Source organism: Bradyrhizobium sp. CCGUVB4N (assembly GCF_024199945.1).
Classification (GTDB): Bacteria; Pseudomonadota; Alphaproteobacteria; order Rhizobiales; family Xanthobacteraceae; genus Bradyrhizobium.
On sequence record NZ_JANADP010000001.1, the window covers coordinates 4,630,498 to 4,645,335 of the forward strand.

Here is a 14,838-nt window from a genome sequence, read left to right on the forward strand (position 1 = left end):
GCTTAGCCTTCGATGATGTAGACGATCTCACGCGTCTGCGGCCGAACGATGATGTACTCGCCGTGCACGAAGATCACCTCATAGCCACGCCATTCCGGATAGATCTCGACGATCCGGGCCGGGAGCGGGTGGAAACGAACGCCCGCCGGAATGGCGGTGCCGACCGAGATGTTGAAGTTGACGTTGGTGGTCTCTTCGATCTTGGTCGACTTGATCGCGGTGGAGATCTCGGTCCGCTTCTCCGCCGGCGGCGCAGCGGTCGCCGAGGTGGCGGCGTTGCCGGTCGTGGTCTGCGACTTGCTGTCGGTCGCAGCCGGACGGTTCTCGGCATTGTTGCTCTTGGCGGCGCCGCCGGCCTTGTTGTCCTCGGCCTTCATGTTCTTGCTATCGGACTTGGTCGTCGAGTCGGAGCTCATGCTCTTCGACTTGTCCTGCGTCGCCTTGTCCTGCGCGCTCTGGGCGTGCTCACCCTTCGCCGCACCGGCCTTCTCGTCGGCCGCGTTCTTGTTCATCGCGCCGGACTTCTCCATGCCGCCGGATTTCTCCGCGGCGCCCGACTTCTCCATCGCGCCTGACTTCTCTTCACCAGGCTTCATGGAGCCACCGGCCTGACCGACCGTGCCCTTCTGCGGGCTCGCGGATTCCTTGCCCATCGTGCCGTGTTCGGCGGCGCCGCCGGACGGCTGCGACTGCTGCATCGGCTGCGCGCCGGCGCCGCCGTTGTCGTTCTTCATGGTGCCTTGTGCGTTCGCCAGACCGGTGCCGGCGACGAGTGCAAGCGCGGCGACCGAGATCATAAAGCGGTTCGACATCGAGTTTCTCCTCACGTGTTTATTCTGCGTCATTGCCCGCGCCGACAACGAGAGGAGGTGTCACTTGTTCCGGAACATCTGCTGTTCCAAGGTATTTGTTTCCTAAACGCGAGATGAACACGCGTGCCGGATTCGCGCCCGGATTCATGCAGAGAAGCGGCCAACGAAAAAGGCCGGCTTTTCAGCCGGCCTTGTCGCGTCTGCGAATTGCAGGATGATTGTCAGCAGGTCGCCTTGCCGCAGCGTGCGACGCCGATCTTTTCCTTGAGACCGTCGAGCCCGACGGCGCCGACCACGATCTGCTTGCCGATCACGTAGCTCGGCGTGCCGTTCATGCCCATCGCCTCGGCGAGCTTGAAGTTCTCCTCGATGGTGGCGCGCACCTCGGGGCTCGCGATGTCCTTCTCGATCTTCGCGGTGTCGAGGCCGGCTTCCTTGGCCGCCTGGAGCGCGCGTGCCTTGTCGGCCGCGCCGCGACCGCCGAGCAGCTTCTGGTGGAAGTCGAGATATTTCTTGCCGGAGGGATCCTGCATGCGCACGGCGACCGCAACCTGCGCGGCCTCGACCGAGCCCTGGCTCAGCACCGGAAACTCCTTCAGGACGACCTTAAGCTTGGGATCGGCCTTCATCAGGTCGAGCATGTCGCTCATCGCGCGCTTGCAGTAGCCGCAATTGTAATCGAAGAACTCGACGAAGGTGACGTCGCCGTCCTTGTTGCCGAGCACGACCTGCCGCGGCGAGTTGAAGATCGCATCCGAATTCTGCGTGATGCTGGCTTCGTGCTTCTTCGTTTCGGCATCAGCCTGGCGCTTGCTGAGCTCGGTCATAGCCTCTTCGAGCACTTCGGGATGGCTGACGAGGTAGTTCTTGATGATCGCCTCGATGTCGGTGCGCTGGGCATCCGAGAAGCTGTCGGCCGAAGCCGGTCCCGTTGCGCCGAAGATGGCGAGCGCAAACAGCGCGGGAGCAAGCAGGCGCAGCGAAGGCATTGGCAAATCCTCTTATCCAGAGCAGGTTTCGAAAAGAACGTCCCGGCGGACTTAATCGGAGTGTCGTGACGTCAACGTGGCGGATGTCGTGATCAGGCTAGTTGCGCGGCGGCTTCGACGCCACGATGTCGTCGGCCTTGACCCATCCGGGCGTGCCGACGGCGAAACGGGTTTTCGCGCGCGTGGCGAGCTCGCGAGCGGTCTTGTTGTCGCCGCGCAAATATGCGGCCTGGGCGGAGGCGAGATCCGCCTCGGCATAGTCTCCCTTCCGGCCATAGGCCATCGCGAGCTGGGTGTAGCCGATCGGCGCCTCGGGCTCGCGCGCCACCGCGGCACGGAGAATCTTGATGGCGTCGTCCGTGTAGGCCTTATTATCGGTTCCAACCAGAGCCTGCCCAAGTAACATCTCGATGAGGGCCCCGTTGTTCGAGAGTGCGACAGCCTTGCGCAGGGGGGCGACCGCGTCGGCCGGCTTGCCGCTTTCCAGCAGGGCCTGGCCGCGGACCTCGTAGAAGTACGGGTTGTTCGGCTGCACCGCGATCAGCGCGTCGATCTGGGTCAGCGCGCTGCGCAGATCGCCGTGCAGATAGGTGCTGATGGCGCGGGCATAGCGCGCCGGCAAGCTGTCATTGGTCAGGGGATAGCGGCGGTAGACGGTCTCGGGCCGCTCCATGAAGGCGGAGATCTTGGCGCGCACCATGTCGTGGCGGAGCTGCAGCGCGGGATCGTCCTTCTTGTCCCAATACGGACTGCTGCTGGCAAACTCCTGGAGCGCTGCGACGCGCTCGGCGGGCATCGGGTGCGACTGCAGATAGGGATCGGCGCCGCGTGCCGCGAACAGGCTCTCGCTGGTGAAGCGCTTGAAGGTCTCGTACATGCCCTTCGGCGATTGCTGGGTCGCGGTCAGGAATTTCACGCCGGCGCGGTCGGCGTTCTCTTCCTGCTGGCGCTGGTAGGACAACAGCGAACGGCGGATCATCTCCTGCGGTCCGGCGATCGCAGCGGCACCGGCATTGGCGAGGCCGTTATTGCCGCTGCCGCCGCCGCGGCTGGCGCCAGCCGCAAGGGCACCTGCGCCGAGCAGCATGGCGATGATCATCTGGGTCTGGGCACTGGCGAGCTGCTCGCGCAGCTTGGACAGATGGCCGCCGGCCAGATGCCCGGTCTCGTGCGCGAGCACGCCGATCAGCTGGTTCGGCGTCTCGGACTGGAGGATCGCGCCGTAGTTGACGAAGATGCGGCGGCCATCGGCAACGAACGCGTTGAACGTGCTGTCGTTGATGATCACCATCTGGATGTTCTGCTTCTCCAGACCGGCAACGCGCAGGATCGGGCGCGTGTATTCGCGCAGCAGCTGCTCGGTTTCGGTGTCGCGCAGGACCGGCGGTCCGCGGCCTTCCTGCGCCTGCGTTGCCGGCACCGGCAGCAACGCGATCGCAGCTGCCGTGACGAGGGCGGTGAGGGCGGAGGCCTTCTTGCGCAATGCGATCTGGAGCAACATCAAACGGTCTGGGTCAAACGGGCTTTGCAAGCGGACTTGGCGATCGGACTTGGCGAGCGAACTTGGAATGCAGCTTTTGTGATTGGTTTTGTCGATTGGCGGCGGACCGGATACGCGATATGCCCTTATGAGCCGTATAATGCGGCTAGTCTGGGGCGCAAGTGCCCTGTTTTCCGGACCGAATGGCCCGGTTCGCCAGCGAAATAGCAGATATCGATGCACGATGCGACATTGAGGAACCGGGTGGGGCAGTGGCTCGAGCCCTCCCGCCGCAGTGATGTTCCCCCGTTCATGGTGATGGACGTGATGGCCGCGGCGGCCCGGATCGAGGCGGCCGGTGGTCATGTCATTCACATGGAGGTCGGCCAGCCCGCGGCCGGGGCGCCGAAGACCGCGATCGCGGCGGCGCAGGCTGCGCTTCAAACGGGACGGATCGACTACACCTCGGCGCTCGGCATCCCGTCCTTGCGCGAGCGCATCGCGCGGCATTATCGCGATGCCTATGGCTGCACCGTCAGCCCGGAGCGAATCGTGGTGACCACGGGCTCCTCCGGCGGGTTCATCCTGGCCTTCCTGTCGATGTTCGAGCCCGGCGATCGCGTCGCCGTCACGGTGCCGGGCTATCCGCCGTACCGTCACATTCTCACGGCGCTCGGCTGCGAGCCGGTGCTGATCGAGACCACCAACGAGACGCGTCACGCGCTGACCGGCGAGGCGCTGCTCGCCGCCCATCGCAAGGCGCCGCTCAAGGGCGTGCTGGTCGGCAGCCCCGCCAATCCGACGGGCACGATGATGTCGCGGGAGGCGCTCGCCGGGCTGATCGCGGCCTCCGAGGATGCCGGCATCCGCTTCATCTCCGACGAGATCTATCACGGGCTCGACTACGCGTTTCCGGCGGTGACGGCGGCCGAGCTGTCTCCGCACGCACTCGTGATCAACTCGTTCTCGAAGTATTTTTGCATGACAGGCTGGCGCGTCGGCTGGATGGTCGTCCCCGAGATCCTGGTGCGCCCGATCGAGCGGCTGCAGCAGAACCTCTCGATCTCGGTGCCGTCATTGTCGCAAATCGCGGCCGAAGCCGCCTTTGACGGCGCTGCCGAGATGGAGGAGATCAAGCACGGTTATCAGGAGAACCGGCGCATCCTGATCGAGGGATTGCCCAAGGCGGGGCTGGCCAAGTTCCTGCCCGCGGACGGTGCGTTCTATCTCTATGCCGACGTCTCGGACTTCACGTCCGACAGTTTCGACTTCGCCAAGCAGATGCTGGAGAAGGCCCACGTCGCCGCGACACCGGGGGTCGATTTCGATCCGATCCACGGACGCTCGTTCATACGATTCTCCTATGCACGCTCGGCTGCGGAGATGCGGGAGGCAGTTGACCGGATCGCTCACTGGCTTAAATAGCCGCCAGTTTCGAACAGCCTTCCGGAGTGCATCTTGTCTGACCGAACCGTCCAGTCCGCCGCCACGCATTCTCCTCTTGCCGCAGTGATGTGGCCGACCCGACCGGGTGAGACCGTCGGCGCCTTGCGCGCCGTGGTCCTCGTGGCGCTCGGCTCCGCGCTGATGGCGTTGTCGGCCAAGGTGAATCTGCCGCTGCCTTACGTGCCCATGACGTTGCAGACCCTGGTCGTGCTGATGATCGGCGCGGCCTATGGCTGGCGCCTTGGCAGCGCAACCATGATTGCCTACCTCGCCGAGGGCGCGATGGGGTTGCCGGTCTTTGCCGGTCCGGTCGGTGGAATTGCACCGCTGGTCGGCCCGACCGCCGGTTATCTCTACGGCTTCGTGCTGGCTGCCGTCGTCATCGGCTGGTTCGCCGAACGGGGCTGGGATCGCAACGTCGTGCTGCTCTTTGCGGCAATGGCCGTCGGCCATGTCGTCATTTTCATCGCCGGTTTCGGCTGGTTGGCCTACGGCATCGGCCTTGGCGCGGACAAGGCTTGGGCCGTCGGCGTCGCGCCGTTCATTGCGGCCTCGTTGGTCAAGAACGCGCTGGGCGCTGCGCTGATGCCGGCAGTGCGCCGGATCGTCGACCGCCGCGGCTAGATTTCATCATACGGAATGTTCCAATTGACAGGGCCGGCCAAGTTGATCTTGGCTGGCTCTGAATTTTGAGGGGGGAGTAAAAAACAATGACAACGACAACAATGAGCGGCGCGCCGGCCGCACCGAGCGCAGCCAAGCCGTGGTATAAAGTTCTCTACGTCCAGGTGCTGATCGCCATCGTGCTCGGCGCCATCGTCGGCTGGCTCTGGCCGACGGTCGCCACCAACGATTGGATCAAAGCGCTCGGCGACGGCTTCATCAAGCTGATCAAGATGGTGATCGCGCCGATCATCTTCTGCACCGTGGTCTCCGGCATCGCCCACATCCAGGACGCCAAGAAGGTCGGACGCATCGGCGTCAAGGCGCTGGTCTATTTCGAGGTCGTCTCGACCTTCGCGCTCGTCATCGGCCTCATCATCGGCAACGTCGTGAAGCCGGGCGCAGGCTTCGGCAGTGCCGCCGCCAACGCGCAGGCCGTCGCCAATTACGCCAAGCAGGCCGAAGGCCAGCGGTCGGTCGACTTCATCCTGCACATCATTCCCGACACGGTCGTCGGCGCCTTTGCGCAAGGCGAGATCCTCCAGGTGCTGCTGTTCTCGGTGCTGTTCGGCTTCGCCATCATGGGGCTCGGCGAGCGCGGCCATGTCATCCGCAGCTTCATCGACGATGCCGCGCATGCGGTGTTCGGCGTCATCTCGATCGTGATGCGCGCAGCCCCGGTCGGCGCCTTCGGCGCGATGGCCTATACCATCGGCAAGTTCGGCACGGGCGCGATCCTCAATCTGATGGGCCTGATCGCGACGTTCTACCTCACTGCCGCATTGTTCGTGTTCGTCGTGCTCGGCATCATCGCGCGGATCGCGGGGTTCTCGATCTTCAGGTTCCTGGCCTACATCAAGGACGAGCTGCTGATCGTGCTCGGCACCTCGTCGTCCGAGAGCGCGCTGCCGTCCTTGATGGAGAAGCTCGAACGGCTCGGCTGCTCGAAGTCGGTGGTCGGCCTCGTGGTGCCCACGGGTTATTCGTTCAACCTCGACGGCACCAACATCTACATGACGCTGGCAACCCTGTTCATCGCGCAGGCGCTCGGCTTCGATCTGACCTTCGGTCAGCAGCTCACCATCCTGGTGGTGGCGATGCTGACCTCGAAGGGCGCCTCCGGCATCACCGGCGCGGGCTTCATCACGCTGGCGGCGACGCTCGCGGTGGTCGATCCGCGGCTCGTGCCGGGCATGGCGATCGTGCTCGGCATCGACAAGTTCATGAGCGAGTGCCGCGCGCTGACCAATCTCTGCGGCAACGGCGTGGCCTGCGTGATCGTCGCCTGGTGGGAGGGCGAGCTCGATCGCGACAAGCTCAATGCGCGGCTGAGCCAGCAGATCGATCCGACCGACCTCGAGACCGCGGTCACGACGGACTGATCCACCGGCTACATCTGGCGGCGTGATGCGCCGTCAGACCTTGAAGTAATAGGGCTGGTCGAGATCCTCGATCAGCCCGATTTCTTTTGGCGCCCAGCCAAGCAATGCGCGCGTCTTCGCACTCGATGACGGAACGTCGACGGCGGCAAACCGCGCGAACCAGCCGAAATGCGCTTCCGCTTCGTCGGGCGATTTCGAGACCACGGGCACGCCGAGCCTTTTGCCGATCACCTCCGCAATCGTCCTGAACGGGATGCCTTCCTCTGCGATCGCGTGATAGCGCGGCGCGGTTGCGCCTTGCTCGAGCGCGAGCCTGTAGACGCGCGCGGCATCGATGCGGTGCCCGGCCGGCCAACGATTCATGCCGTCGCCGATATAGGCCGCGACGCCCTTCTGGCGCGCGAGGTTGATCAGGATCGGGACAAAGCCGTGGTCACCTTCGCCATGGGTCGTCGGTGGCAGCCGAACCACGGCGGCACGAACGCCGTCCAGCGACAGCGCGGTCGCTTCCGAGACACGTGGGAAGCCGCGTGCCGGCTCGTCATCCTCCGTGGCGAGCCGTCCGGGCGCGAGCAGCGCCACGCCGGAGGTGACGATCAGCGGGCGCGCGGAGCCCTTGAGCTCCGCGCCGAGCGCCAGGATGGCGCGGCGGTCGAGCTCGCAATTGTCAGGGAATTTCGAGAAGTCGTGGTTGAAGCCGAGGTGCAGCACGCCGTCGGAGCCGGCCGCGCCGCTGCGCAAGGAGGCGTGGTCCTCCAGCGAGCCGCGGTGGACTGTCGCCCCCATCGCGGCGAGCGATGCGGCACCCGCATCGGAGCGGGCAAGGCCGGTGACGTTATGGCCGGCGGCGATCAGGTCGGCGACGACGGCAGAGCCGACGAAGCCGGTGGCGCCAGTGACGAATACACGCATGAGCAGTTTCTCCAGGGTTGGTGGAGGGCAGCATCTGCGCTACAATTATCCGGGTAAAGTAGTGACGTTATCAGGGTATAATAGCTAACAGGATGAGCGAGACCACCAGCGAGAACCTGCTCGGGACCTATTTGAAAGACCGCCGTACCCGGCTCGACGCGGCGGCCTTCGGCTTTGGCGGCAGCCGCCGGCGGACGCCGGGGCTGCGGCGCGAGGAGGTGGCGCAGCGGGCCAATATCAGCCCGACCTGGTACACTTGGCTGGAGCAGGGCCGCGGCGGCGCGCCGTCAGCCGACGTGCTCGACCGGATCTCGGCCGCGCTGATGCTGACCGACGTCGAGCGCGAGCATCTGTTTTTGATCGGGCTCGGCCGTCCGCCCGAAGTCCGCTACCAGGCGCGTGAGGGCGTGTCGCCGCGGCTTCAGCGCGTGCTCGACGCGCTCGAGACCAGCCCCGCCATCATCAGGACCGCGATCTGGGATGTCGTTGCCTGGAATCGCGCGGCGAGGCTCGTGCTGACCGACTATTCAAAACTCCCGCCCGAACGGCGCAACATCCTGCGGCTGATCTTCAGCGAGCCCAACATCCGGGCCGCGCAATATGATTGGGACAGCGTGGCGCGCTTCGTGGTCGCGGCGTTCCGGGCCGATGCGGCGCGCGCCGGCGCGGTCTCGCATGTCGCCGAATTCGTCGACGAGATGTGCCGTCTCAGCCCCGAATTCGCGAAGCTGTGGGCCGACAACGACGTCCGCAGCTACGGCGAGGGCGTCAAGCATCTGCGCCATCCCGTGCTCGGCCCGGTCGCGTTCGAATATTCGGCCTTCTCGGTCGACGGCCGGCCCGATCTCGGCATGGTCGTCTACAACCCGGCGACGCCGGAGGACGCCGAGCGCATCAGAAAAGTTCTCGCCACGCATATCGACTGACGGAATTCGCGGCCTCGCGCGTTTAACCGGCATCTCTGATGTCGGGGGGCGGTGGTATCGTGGGCGAGGCGGCGGTTAATCGGATCGTGCTGGCGGCGGCGGAGCATTTTGCGGCCGGTCGGCCGGATCAGGCGGAGGCGCTCTGCACCGAGGTCCTGAAGGCGGAGCCGGACCATGTGCCGGCGCTGCATCTGGCGGCCGTCGCGGCCTTCGTCACCGACCGTGCCGCCGAGGGCGCCGCGCTGCTCAACCGGGTCTTCAGTATCGATCCCGACCACGCGCCGGCGCTGGTCACGCTCGGCGATGCGCTGGCCGTGAAGGGCGAGCACGAGGGCGCCGTGGCCGCATTCCAGCGCGCGCTGCGCGGGCGGCCCGATGACGCCGGCCTGCACAACAAGCTCGGCGTGGCACTGGGCGAGCTGTCGCGCTTCGGCGAGGCCGAGACCGCCTATCGCCGCGCAATCGCGCTCGATGCGCATCTGACGCGCGCGTGCTTCAACCTCGCCGTCGCGCTCGCCGGGCAGGGGCGGCTGATCGAGGCGGAGGACGCCTACCGCGCCGTGATCGCGCGCGAGCCCGCCTTCCGGGGCGTCTGGCTCAATCTCGGCAACGTGCTTGCGGACCGGAACAGGTTGGGCGATGCCGTGGCCGCCTATCGCCGCGCACTCCAGCTCGATCCCAACGATGTCGGCCTGATCTGCAATCTCGGCGCGGCGCTCTATCGGCAAGGATTGCTCGAAGAGGCCATCGTCCAGTATCGCCGCGCCGTCGAACGCGCGCCCGACAATGTCGCGGCGCTGCGCCTGCTTGGTCTCGTGCTGCATGAAGCCCGCCATTTGCAGGAGGCCGCCGGGATCTACCGGCAAGCATTCGCGCGCGATCCCACGGATCATATGATCGCCACCAATCTCGGCGCCTGCCTCTCCGATCTCGGCGAACTCGACGACGCCGTTGCGGCCTGCGAGCACGCGCTGCGGCTCAAGCACGATCACGCGCCGGCCTACACCAATCTCGGCATCATCTTCGAGAAGCAGCAGCGCGTCATTGATGCCGTCGCCTCGCATCGCTGCGCGATCGCGACCGATCCGTCCTATGCCAAGGGCCACGCCAACCTCGCCGTCGCACTGCGCAACGCCGGCGAGATCGACGAGGCGCTCACGGTCTCGGCCCGCGCGGTTGCGCTCGATCCGGAGCAGCCGCTCGCGCAATACAACCACGCGCATTTCCTGCTGATGAACGGCCATTTCACCGAGGGGTTCGATGCCTATCGGTGGCGCCGCAAGTGCAAGACGCTCTCGGATGGCGATCCGACTTTCAGTGAGCCAGAATGGCAGGGCGAGCCGCTCGAGGGGCGCACCTTGCTGGTCTTCGCCGAATACGGCCTCGGCGATGCCCTGCATTTCGTGCGTTACCTGCCGATGGTCACAGGGAAGGACGGCAGGATCATCCTGCAGGTGCAGCCCGCGCTCGCCTCGCTGCTGCGGCAATTGCCCGATGTCACCGTGATTCCGCGCGGCGAGGCGCTGCCGCCGTTCGATCTGCAATTGCCGCTGATGAGCCTGCCACGCCTGTTCGGCACCACGCTCGATAATCTGCCTGCTGACGTTCCGTACCTGCACCCGGATCCCGAGAAGCTGTCGCGCTGGCGCGCCGTGCTCGGTCGCGAGACGCGACTGAAGGTCGGCGTGGTCTGGGCCGGCAATCCCAAGCACAAGGGCGACGCGCAGCGCTCACTGTCGGCCGGGGCGGTCCTGCCGCGGCTCGTGATGCCGGGCGTGCAGCTCTACAGCCTGCAAAAGGAGCCGCGCACGGAAGACGGTGCGGTGCTGGCGGGGCTCGGCGACGACATCATCGATCTCGCGCCCGCGCTCGGCGATTTCGCCGACACGGCCGCGGCCGTGGCCGCGCTCGATCTCGTCATCGCCGTCGACACGTCGGTTGCGCATCTGGCCGGTGCGCTCGGACGTCCGGTGTGGATGCTGACGCCTTACGCGCTCGACTGGCGCTGGCTGCGCGATCGCGAGGACAGCCCGTGGTATCCGACCATGCGCCTGTTTCGCCAACGCCGCCCCCGCGAATGGGACGATCCGCTGATGCGCCTGACGGCTGCGCTCTCAGTGCTCGCCGCGAAAGCGGAGAGCTAGAACCGCTCCGGCCGGTACGGCGTCGGATCGATTGACGGCGTCTCGCCGTTCATCATCTCCGCGAGCAGGCGTCCGGTGGCGGGGCCGAGCGTAAAGCCCTGGTGGCCGTGGCCGAAATTCATCCAGAGGCCGGGGTGGCGCGGGGCGCGGCCGAGCACCGGTACCATGTCGGGCGTGCACGGGCGGGTGCCGAACCAAGGCTCCGGCTCGGCGCGCTTGCCAAGGTCGATCAGTTCGCGGGCGGAAGCTTCGGCACTGGCGAGTTGCACCGGGGTTGCCAGCGCATCCGGGCCCGTGAGCTCCGCGCCGGTGGTGATGCGGATGCCCTTGGCCATCGGCCCCATGGCGTAGCCCTGGCCCTTGTCGACCAGCGGCAGATCGAGCGAGGCGCCGCCAGTGTAGTGCATGTGGTAGCCACGCTTGCGCACCAGTGGAATCCGGTAGCCGAACTTGTGCAACAGGTCGGGCGACCACGGCCCGAGCGTCACGACGGCGTTGGCGGCATCGATGCGGCCGTTGTCGGTGTTGACCGACCATCCGGTTGCGGTCTGCTGCAGCGACTGCGCATCGCCGAGCACGATGGTGCCGCCGAGCCGCTCGAACAGATTGGCGTAGGCCGTCACCAGCGCGCCGGGATCGGACACGGTCCAGGTATCGAGCCAATGGATCGCGCCGGGAAGGTCATCGCGCAGGATCGGCTCGGCTTTGGTCAGCTCGCTGCCCGAGAGCACGCGAAAATTCACGCCGAACTCGCGGCGGTCTTCTTCCGCGGCCTTGATCGACTGGTCGAGCGCGGCAGTATCGCGAAACAGCGCGCGATAACCGGCGCGGCGGATCAGATTGTCGGCATGGGCCTCGCGGATGAGGATGTCGTGCTCGGGGGTCGCATAGGCGATCAGCTGCGCCCAGGCGGCGATCGCCTCGCGATGCCGCTTCGGTGCCGAATGCCACCAATAGCGGAGCAGGGGCTCGACGTGGCGATGCAGCGAGGACAAGCTGTAGCGCACGTCGTTGGTGCGGCCGGTCGCGATCTTCACGAGCGAGGCGAGATCGCGCGGCATCGGATAGGGCCGCACCGCCTCCGCCTGGATCATCCCGGCGTTGCCGTAGCTGGTCTCGCGGCCGGGCTCCCTGCGGTCGACCAGCGTGACGGTCCAGCCGCGTTGCCTCAAATGCAAGGCGGCGCCGACGCCCACCATGCCGCCGCCGAGAATGATTGCGCTTTGCATTGGCGGAATACTCCTGTCAGGCCGGCTTCGGCGTGAGCCTGGGCTGCGCCGTATTGATGGTGGCGGCGACGATCACGGACAGCGCGGTCATTGCCACCAGGAAGCCGAAGGCCGCGTCAAACGATCCGGTCCCGGTCACGATGAAGCCAATCGCCGCCGGTGCGACAAAGCCTGCGCTTTGGCCGCCGAGATTGACCATGCCGACGCCCGACCCGATCTGGTCGTCGCGGAGCAGCTTGGTCGGAAGCGCAACCACCGCGGCCAGCACGAAGGATTTGAAAAAGTAGACCAGCGACTGATAGACGATCAGCACCGTAATCGTCTCCGCCTTGTACATGGCGTAGAGGAAGATGCCGGTCAACGCGGAGCTGCCGATCAGCAGATATTTCTCGCGCTCGGAAAAGAACGTGGTCATCACCCAGCCACCGATCGCGGTCGCGATCGTCGCCATCACGAACGGGATCGGCGCCACCACGCCGACGGTCTTGAGATCGAGCCCGCGCTGCTGGAGCAGATAGAGCGGCATCCAGGAATCCAGGCCCTTGTTGACGCAGCTCAGGCCGAACCACACCACCATCAGCTGCCACAGCAGCGGATTCTTCATCAGCTCGCGCATCGGCGCCCGCGGCTTCGCCGTCACCGGCCCCACGCCGATACGCGCGAGATGCGGAACGAAGACGAAATAGATCACCGCGAACAGGACGCCGGCGATGCCGATGGTATTGAAGGCGTGACGCCAGCCGAGCCAGAGGATCAGCGGCGCCATGATCAGCGGCGCGATCATGCTGCCGGCATAGTTCGACGACAGCAGCAGCGCGGACATTTTCGGCCGGCTATCCTTCTTGAACAGCTCCGCGATGGCGCGGATGCTCGCCGGCGGAAATCCGCCCTCGGCGATGCCGAAGATGAAGCGGATGGCGATCAGCGAGGTCAGCGACCAGGCGAGGCTGGTGAAGGACGTGAACAGCGACCACATCACGATGGTGACGATCACCACGTATTTCGAGCCGAAGCGGTCGGAGAGCCATCCGCCCGGCACCTGCATCGCGGCGTAACCTAAGAAGAACGCGCTGATGACGATGCCGAGGTCGGCAGCCTGGAGATTGAAGTCCTTGCCGATCTGCGCCAGCGCCAGCGAGATCGCCGCGCGGTCGATGTAGGAGATGCAGTAGGCGACATAGAGCAGGACGAAGGCGACGATGCCGGTCTTGCGGTTCGACAATTCGGCCATGCTGCTCTCCGCTTTGCCGGCGACCCGGCGGTCATGCCTGCTTGTTGATCTATTCCCGGGCTCTATTCCCAGGTGAGGAAACCGGGCGTCGACGACAGCGGCGGCGCTGCGGCAAGCCGTGCGAGGTCGGGAACAGGCCGGCACAGTTGTGGATCGCCCGCGAACGCAGCCTCGATGCTCGCGGCGACCGACAGCACGATGGCATCGCCACCGCGCGGGCCGACGATCTGCAGGCCGAAGGGCAGCCCGGCTTCATCGACGCCGAGCGGAACGCTGATCGCGGGATGGCCGGGAAGCGTGACGGCATAGGCGAGCGCGAGCCAGTGGAAGTAGGATTTCGTCGGCACACCGTCGATATCGGCGGGATAGAGCTCCGACCAGGGCCGCGGACTGAGCGTGATCGTCGGGCTGATCAGCACGTCGCAGGTTTCGAAGAAGCTTTGATAGGCGCGATAGATCCGCGTCTGCGTCGTCGCGGCGCGGCCGTGATCTTCCAGCGTGTAGCTCAGGCCTTCCTCGACATTGGCGCGGACATTGGGGCCGAGCATCTCCGGCCGCTCCTTGTAGTTCTTGCCGTGCATTGCCAGGAACAGGCCGGCGCGCAGCACGGCGAAGGCATCGTCGGCGCCGGTGCAGTCAGGCGTCGCCTCGCGGGAATCGGCGAACAGCGGCGCAAGCTTGTTGACGCGATCGCGGAAGACGCGGCGGATGGCCTGCTCGGTCGGCGCGAAACCAAAATCTTCGGTGAAGGCGAGGCGTAGCCTGCCAAGCTCGGCGGGACGCGGCGCGGCCCAGAGCTCGGCGCGTCCGCGCAGGGGCTCGCCGGGAAGCGTGTAGGCGAGCGGATCGCGGGCATCGTCGCTCGCCATCACCGAGAGCATCAGCGCGGTATCGGCGACATTGCGGGCCATCGGTCCGTCGGTCGACAGGTTGGACCAGCCGAAGGCGCGCTTTTCGCTCGCCACCAGGCCGTAGGAGGGGCGCATCCCGACGATGCCGGCATAGCCCGCGGGATTGCGCAGGGATCCGCCGGTGTCGGAGCCCGAGGCGAGCGGTGCCATGCCGCACGCAAGCGCAACCGCCGATCCGCCGGAGGAGCCCGCCGCCGAGCGCGAGGGATCGAAGGGATTGCCGGTCGCACCGAAAACAGGATTGCGGGTGTTGCCGCCCGCCGCCCATTCCGGCGTGTTGGTCTTGCCGAAGATGATGGCGCCCGCCGCACGCAGCCGCGCCACCGAGCCCTGGTCGGCGGCCGGGACATTGTCGCGCAACAGGGGGCTGCCGTAGGTCGAGCGCATGCCGGCGGTGTCTTGCGTATCCTTGATCAGGACGGGAAGCCCGTGCAGCGCGCCATGGTCCTCGCCGCGCAGGATCGCGGCCTCAGCCTTCTTTGCGGCGGCGCGTGCGCCCGGCTCGTCCAGCGTCACGACCGCATTGACGGCGGCGTTGGTGGTGGCGATGCGGGACAGGCAGGCGTCGAGCAGCTCGACGGGCGATATCGCCCGTGCGGCCAGCAGGCGGCGCAGCTCGACGGCACTTTTGTCGCAAAGTTCGGACAACGCCAGGCCCTTTCAAAATATGAAAACGATTTAGCATATCGGAAAGTATGTACAACGCACCAATA

Annotated in this window: 12 protein-coding genes; 5 read left to right on the top strand and 7 right to left on the bottom strand. The window is 66.0% G+C overall.

Annotated features, from left to right (window positions below; genetic code table 11):
* Positions 1-2 precede the first annotated feature (2 nt).
* The 3 genes from NLM31_RS21125 to NLM31_RS21135 all read right to left on the bottom strand — a co-directional run bounded on the left by NLM31_RS21125 (position 3) and on the right by NLM31_RS21135 (position 3,302).
* A complete protein-coding gene (locus tag NLM31_RS21125) occupies positions 3-812 on the bottom strand; it encodes a DUF1236 domain-containing protein (protein ID WP_254193517.1) in 810 nt (269 codons plus the stop codon).
* Positions 813-1,033: 221 nt separating this feature from the next.
* Positions 1,034-1,801, bottom strand: a complete 768-nt coding sequence (locus tag NLM31_RS21130; protein ID WP_254131181.1) for a DsbA family protein — start codon at positions 1,799-1,801, stop codon at positions 1,034-1,036.
* A gap of 97 nt (positions 1,802-1,898) precedes the next feature.
* The gene (locus tag NLM31_RS21135; protein WP_254193518.1) at positions 1,899-3,302 is read right to left on the bottom strand and encodes a M48 family metalloprotease; all 1,404 of its coding nucleotides are present in this window, start codon (positions 3,300-3,302) and stop codon (positions 1,899-1,901) included.
* A gap of 216 nt (positions 3,303-3,518) precedes the next feature.
* Between NLM31_RS21135 and NLM31_RS21140 the strand changes: the two genes are divergently transcribed.
* From NLM31_RS21140 to NLM31_RS21150, 3 genes are all read left to right on the top strand, one after another.
* Positions 3,519-4,706: a pyridoxal phosphate-dependent aminotransferase gene (locus tag NLM31_RS21140; protein ID WP_254193519.1), complete on the top strand. Its 1,188-nt coding sequence runs from the start codon at positions 3,519-3,521 to the stop codon at positions 4,704-4,706.
* 87 nt (positions 4,707-4,793) lie between these two features.
* Positions 4,794-5,351 carry a biotin transporter BioY gene (locus tag NLM31_RS21145; protein WP_254135400.1) on the top strand — a complete coding sequence of 186 codons (558 nt, stop codon included), beginning with the start codon at positions 4,794-4,796 and terminating at the stop codon, positions 5,349-5,351.
* Between the two features lie 86 nt (positions 5,352-5,437).
* On the top strand, positions 5,438-6,772 hold the full coding sequence (locus NLM31_RS21150) for a dicarboxylate/amino acid:cation symporter (protein ID WP_254131184.1): 1,335 nt from the start codon (positions 5,438-5,440) through the stop codon (positions 6,770-6,772).
* Positions 6,773-6,805: 33 nt separating this feature from the next.
* On the opposite strand, the gene NLM31_RS21155 is transcribed toward NLM31_RS21150, so the two are convergent.
* On the bottom strand, positions 6,806-7,684 hold the full coding sequence (locus NLM31_RS21155; RefSeq protein ID WP_254131185.1) for an SDR family oxidoreductase: 879 nt from the start codon (positions 7,682-7,684) through the stop codon (positions 6,806-6,808).
* A gap of 92 nt (positions 7,685-7,776) precedes the next feature.
* Here NLM31_RS21155 and NLM31_RS21160 point away from each other — a divergent pair, with 92 nt between their 5' ends.
* Together NLM31_RS21160 and NLM31_RS21165 are read left to right on the top strand one after the other, a co-directional pair.
* A complete protein-coding gene (locus NLM31_RS21160) occupies positions 7,777-8,610 on the top strand; it encodes a helix-turn-helix transcriptional regulator (RefSeq protein WP_254193520.1) in 834 nt (277 codons plus the stop codon).
* Positions 8,611-8,648: 38 nt separating this feature from the next.
* The gene (locus NLM31_RS21165) at positions 8,649-10,754 is read left to right on the top strand and encodes a tetratricopeptide repeat protein (RefSeq protein ID WP_254193521.1); all 2,106 of its coding nucleotides are present in this window, start codon (positions 8,649-8,651) and stop codon (positions 10,752-10,754) included.
* On the opposite strand, the gene NLM31_RS21170 is transcribed toward NLM31_RS21165, so the two are convergent.
* The 3 genes from NLM31_RS21170 to NLM31_RS21180 all read right to left on the bottom strand — a co-directional run bounded on the left by NLM31_RS21170 (position 10,751) and on the right by NLM31_RS21180 (position 14,773).
* On the bottom strand, positions 10,751-11,983 hold the full coding sequence (locus NLM31_RS21170; protein ID WP_254193522.1) for an FAD-binding oxidoreductase: 1,233 nt from the start codon (positions 11,981-11,983) through the stop codon (positions 10,751-10,753). The genes NLM31_RS21165 and NLM31_RS21170 overlap by 4 nt on opposite strands.
* Positions 11,984-11,999: 16 nt before the next feature.
* Positions 12,000-13,214 (bottom strand): MFS transporter, encoded by a 1,215-nt coding sequence (locus NLM31_RS21175; protein ID WP_254193523.1) that lies wholly within the window; start codon positions 13,212-13,214, stop codon positions 12,000-12,002.
* Between the two features lie 62 nt (positions 13,215-13,276).
* Positions 13,277-14,773: an amidase gene (locus NLM31_RS21180; protein ID WP_254193524.1), complete on the bottom strand. Its 1,497-nt coding sequence runs from the start codon at positions 14,771-14,773 to the stop codon at positions 13,277-13,279.
* Between the last annotated feature and the right edge of the window lie 65 nt (positions 14,774-14,838).

Excerpts from the sequence above, each read along its gene's own strand:
- NLM31_RS21125 (WP_254193517.1), bottom strand. The coding sequence starts at position 812 with ATGTCGAACCGCTTTATGATCTCGGTCGCCGCGCTTGCACTCGTCGCC.
- NLM31_RS21130 (WP_254131181.1), bottom strand. The coding sequence starts at position 1,801 with ATGCCTTCGCTGCGCCTGCTTGCTCCCGCGCTGTTTGCGCTCGCCATC.
- NLM31_RS21135 (WP_254193518.1), bottom strand. The coding sequence starts at position 3,302 with ATGTTGCTCCAGATCGCATTGCGCAAGAAGGCCTCCGCCCTCACCGCC.
- NLM31_RS21140 (WP_254193519.1), top strand. The coding sequence starts at position 3,519 with ATGCACGATGCGACATTGAGGAACCGGGTGGGGCAGTGGCTCGAGCCC.
- NLM31_RS21145 (WP_254135400.1), top strand. The coding sequence starts at position 4,794 with ATGTGGCCGACCCGACCGGGTGAGACCGTCGGCGCCTTGCGCGCCGTG.
- NLM31_RS21150 (WP_254131184.1), top strand. The coding sequence starts at position 5,438 with ATGACAACGACAACAATGAGCGGCGCGCCGGCCGCACCGAGCGCAGCC.
- NLM31_RS21155 (WP_254131185.1), bottom strand. The coding sequence starts at position 7,684 with ATGCGTGTATTCGTCACTGGCGCCACCGGCTTCGTCGGCTCTGCCGTC.
- NLM31_RS21160 (WP_254193520.1), top strand. The coding sequence starts at position 7,777 with ATGAGCGAGACCACCAGCGAGAACCTGCTCGGGACCTATTTGAAAGAC.
- NLM31_RS21165 (WP_254193521.1), top strand. The coding sequence starts at position 8,649 with ATGTCGGGGGGCGGTGGTATCGTGGGCGAGGCGGCGGTTAATCGGATC.
- NLM31_RS21170 (WP_254193522.1), bottom strand. The coding sequence starts at position 11,983 with ATGCAAAGCGCAATCATTCTCGGCGGCGGCATGGTGGGCGTCGGCGCC.
- NLM31_RS21175 (WP_254193523.1), bottom strand. The coding sequence starts at position 13,214 with ATGGCCGAATTGTCGAACCGCAAGACCGGCATCGTCGCCTTCGTCCTG.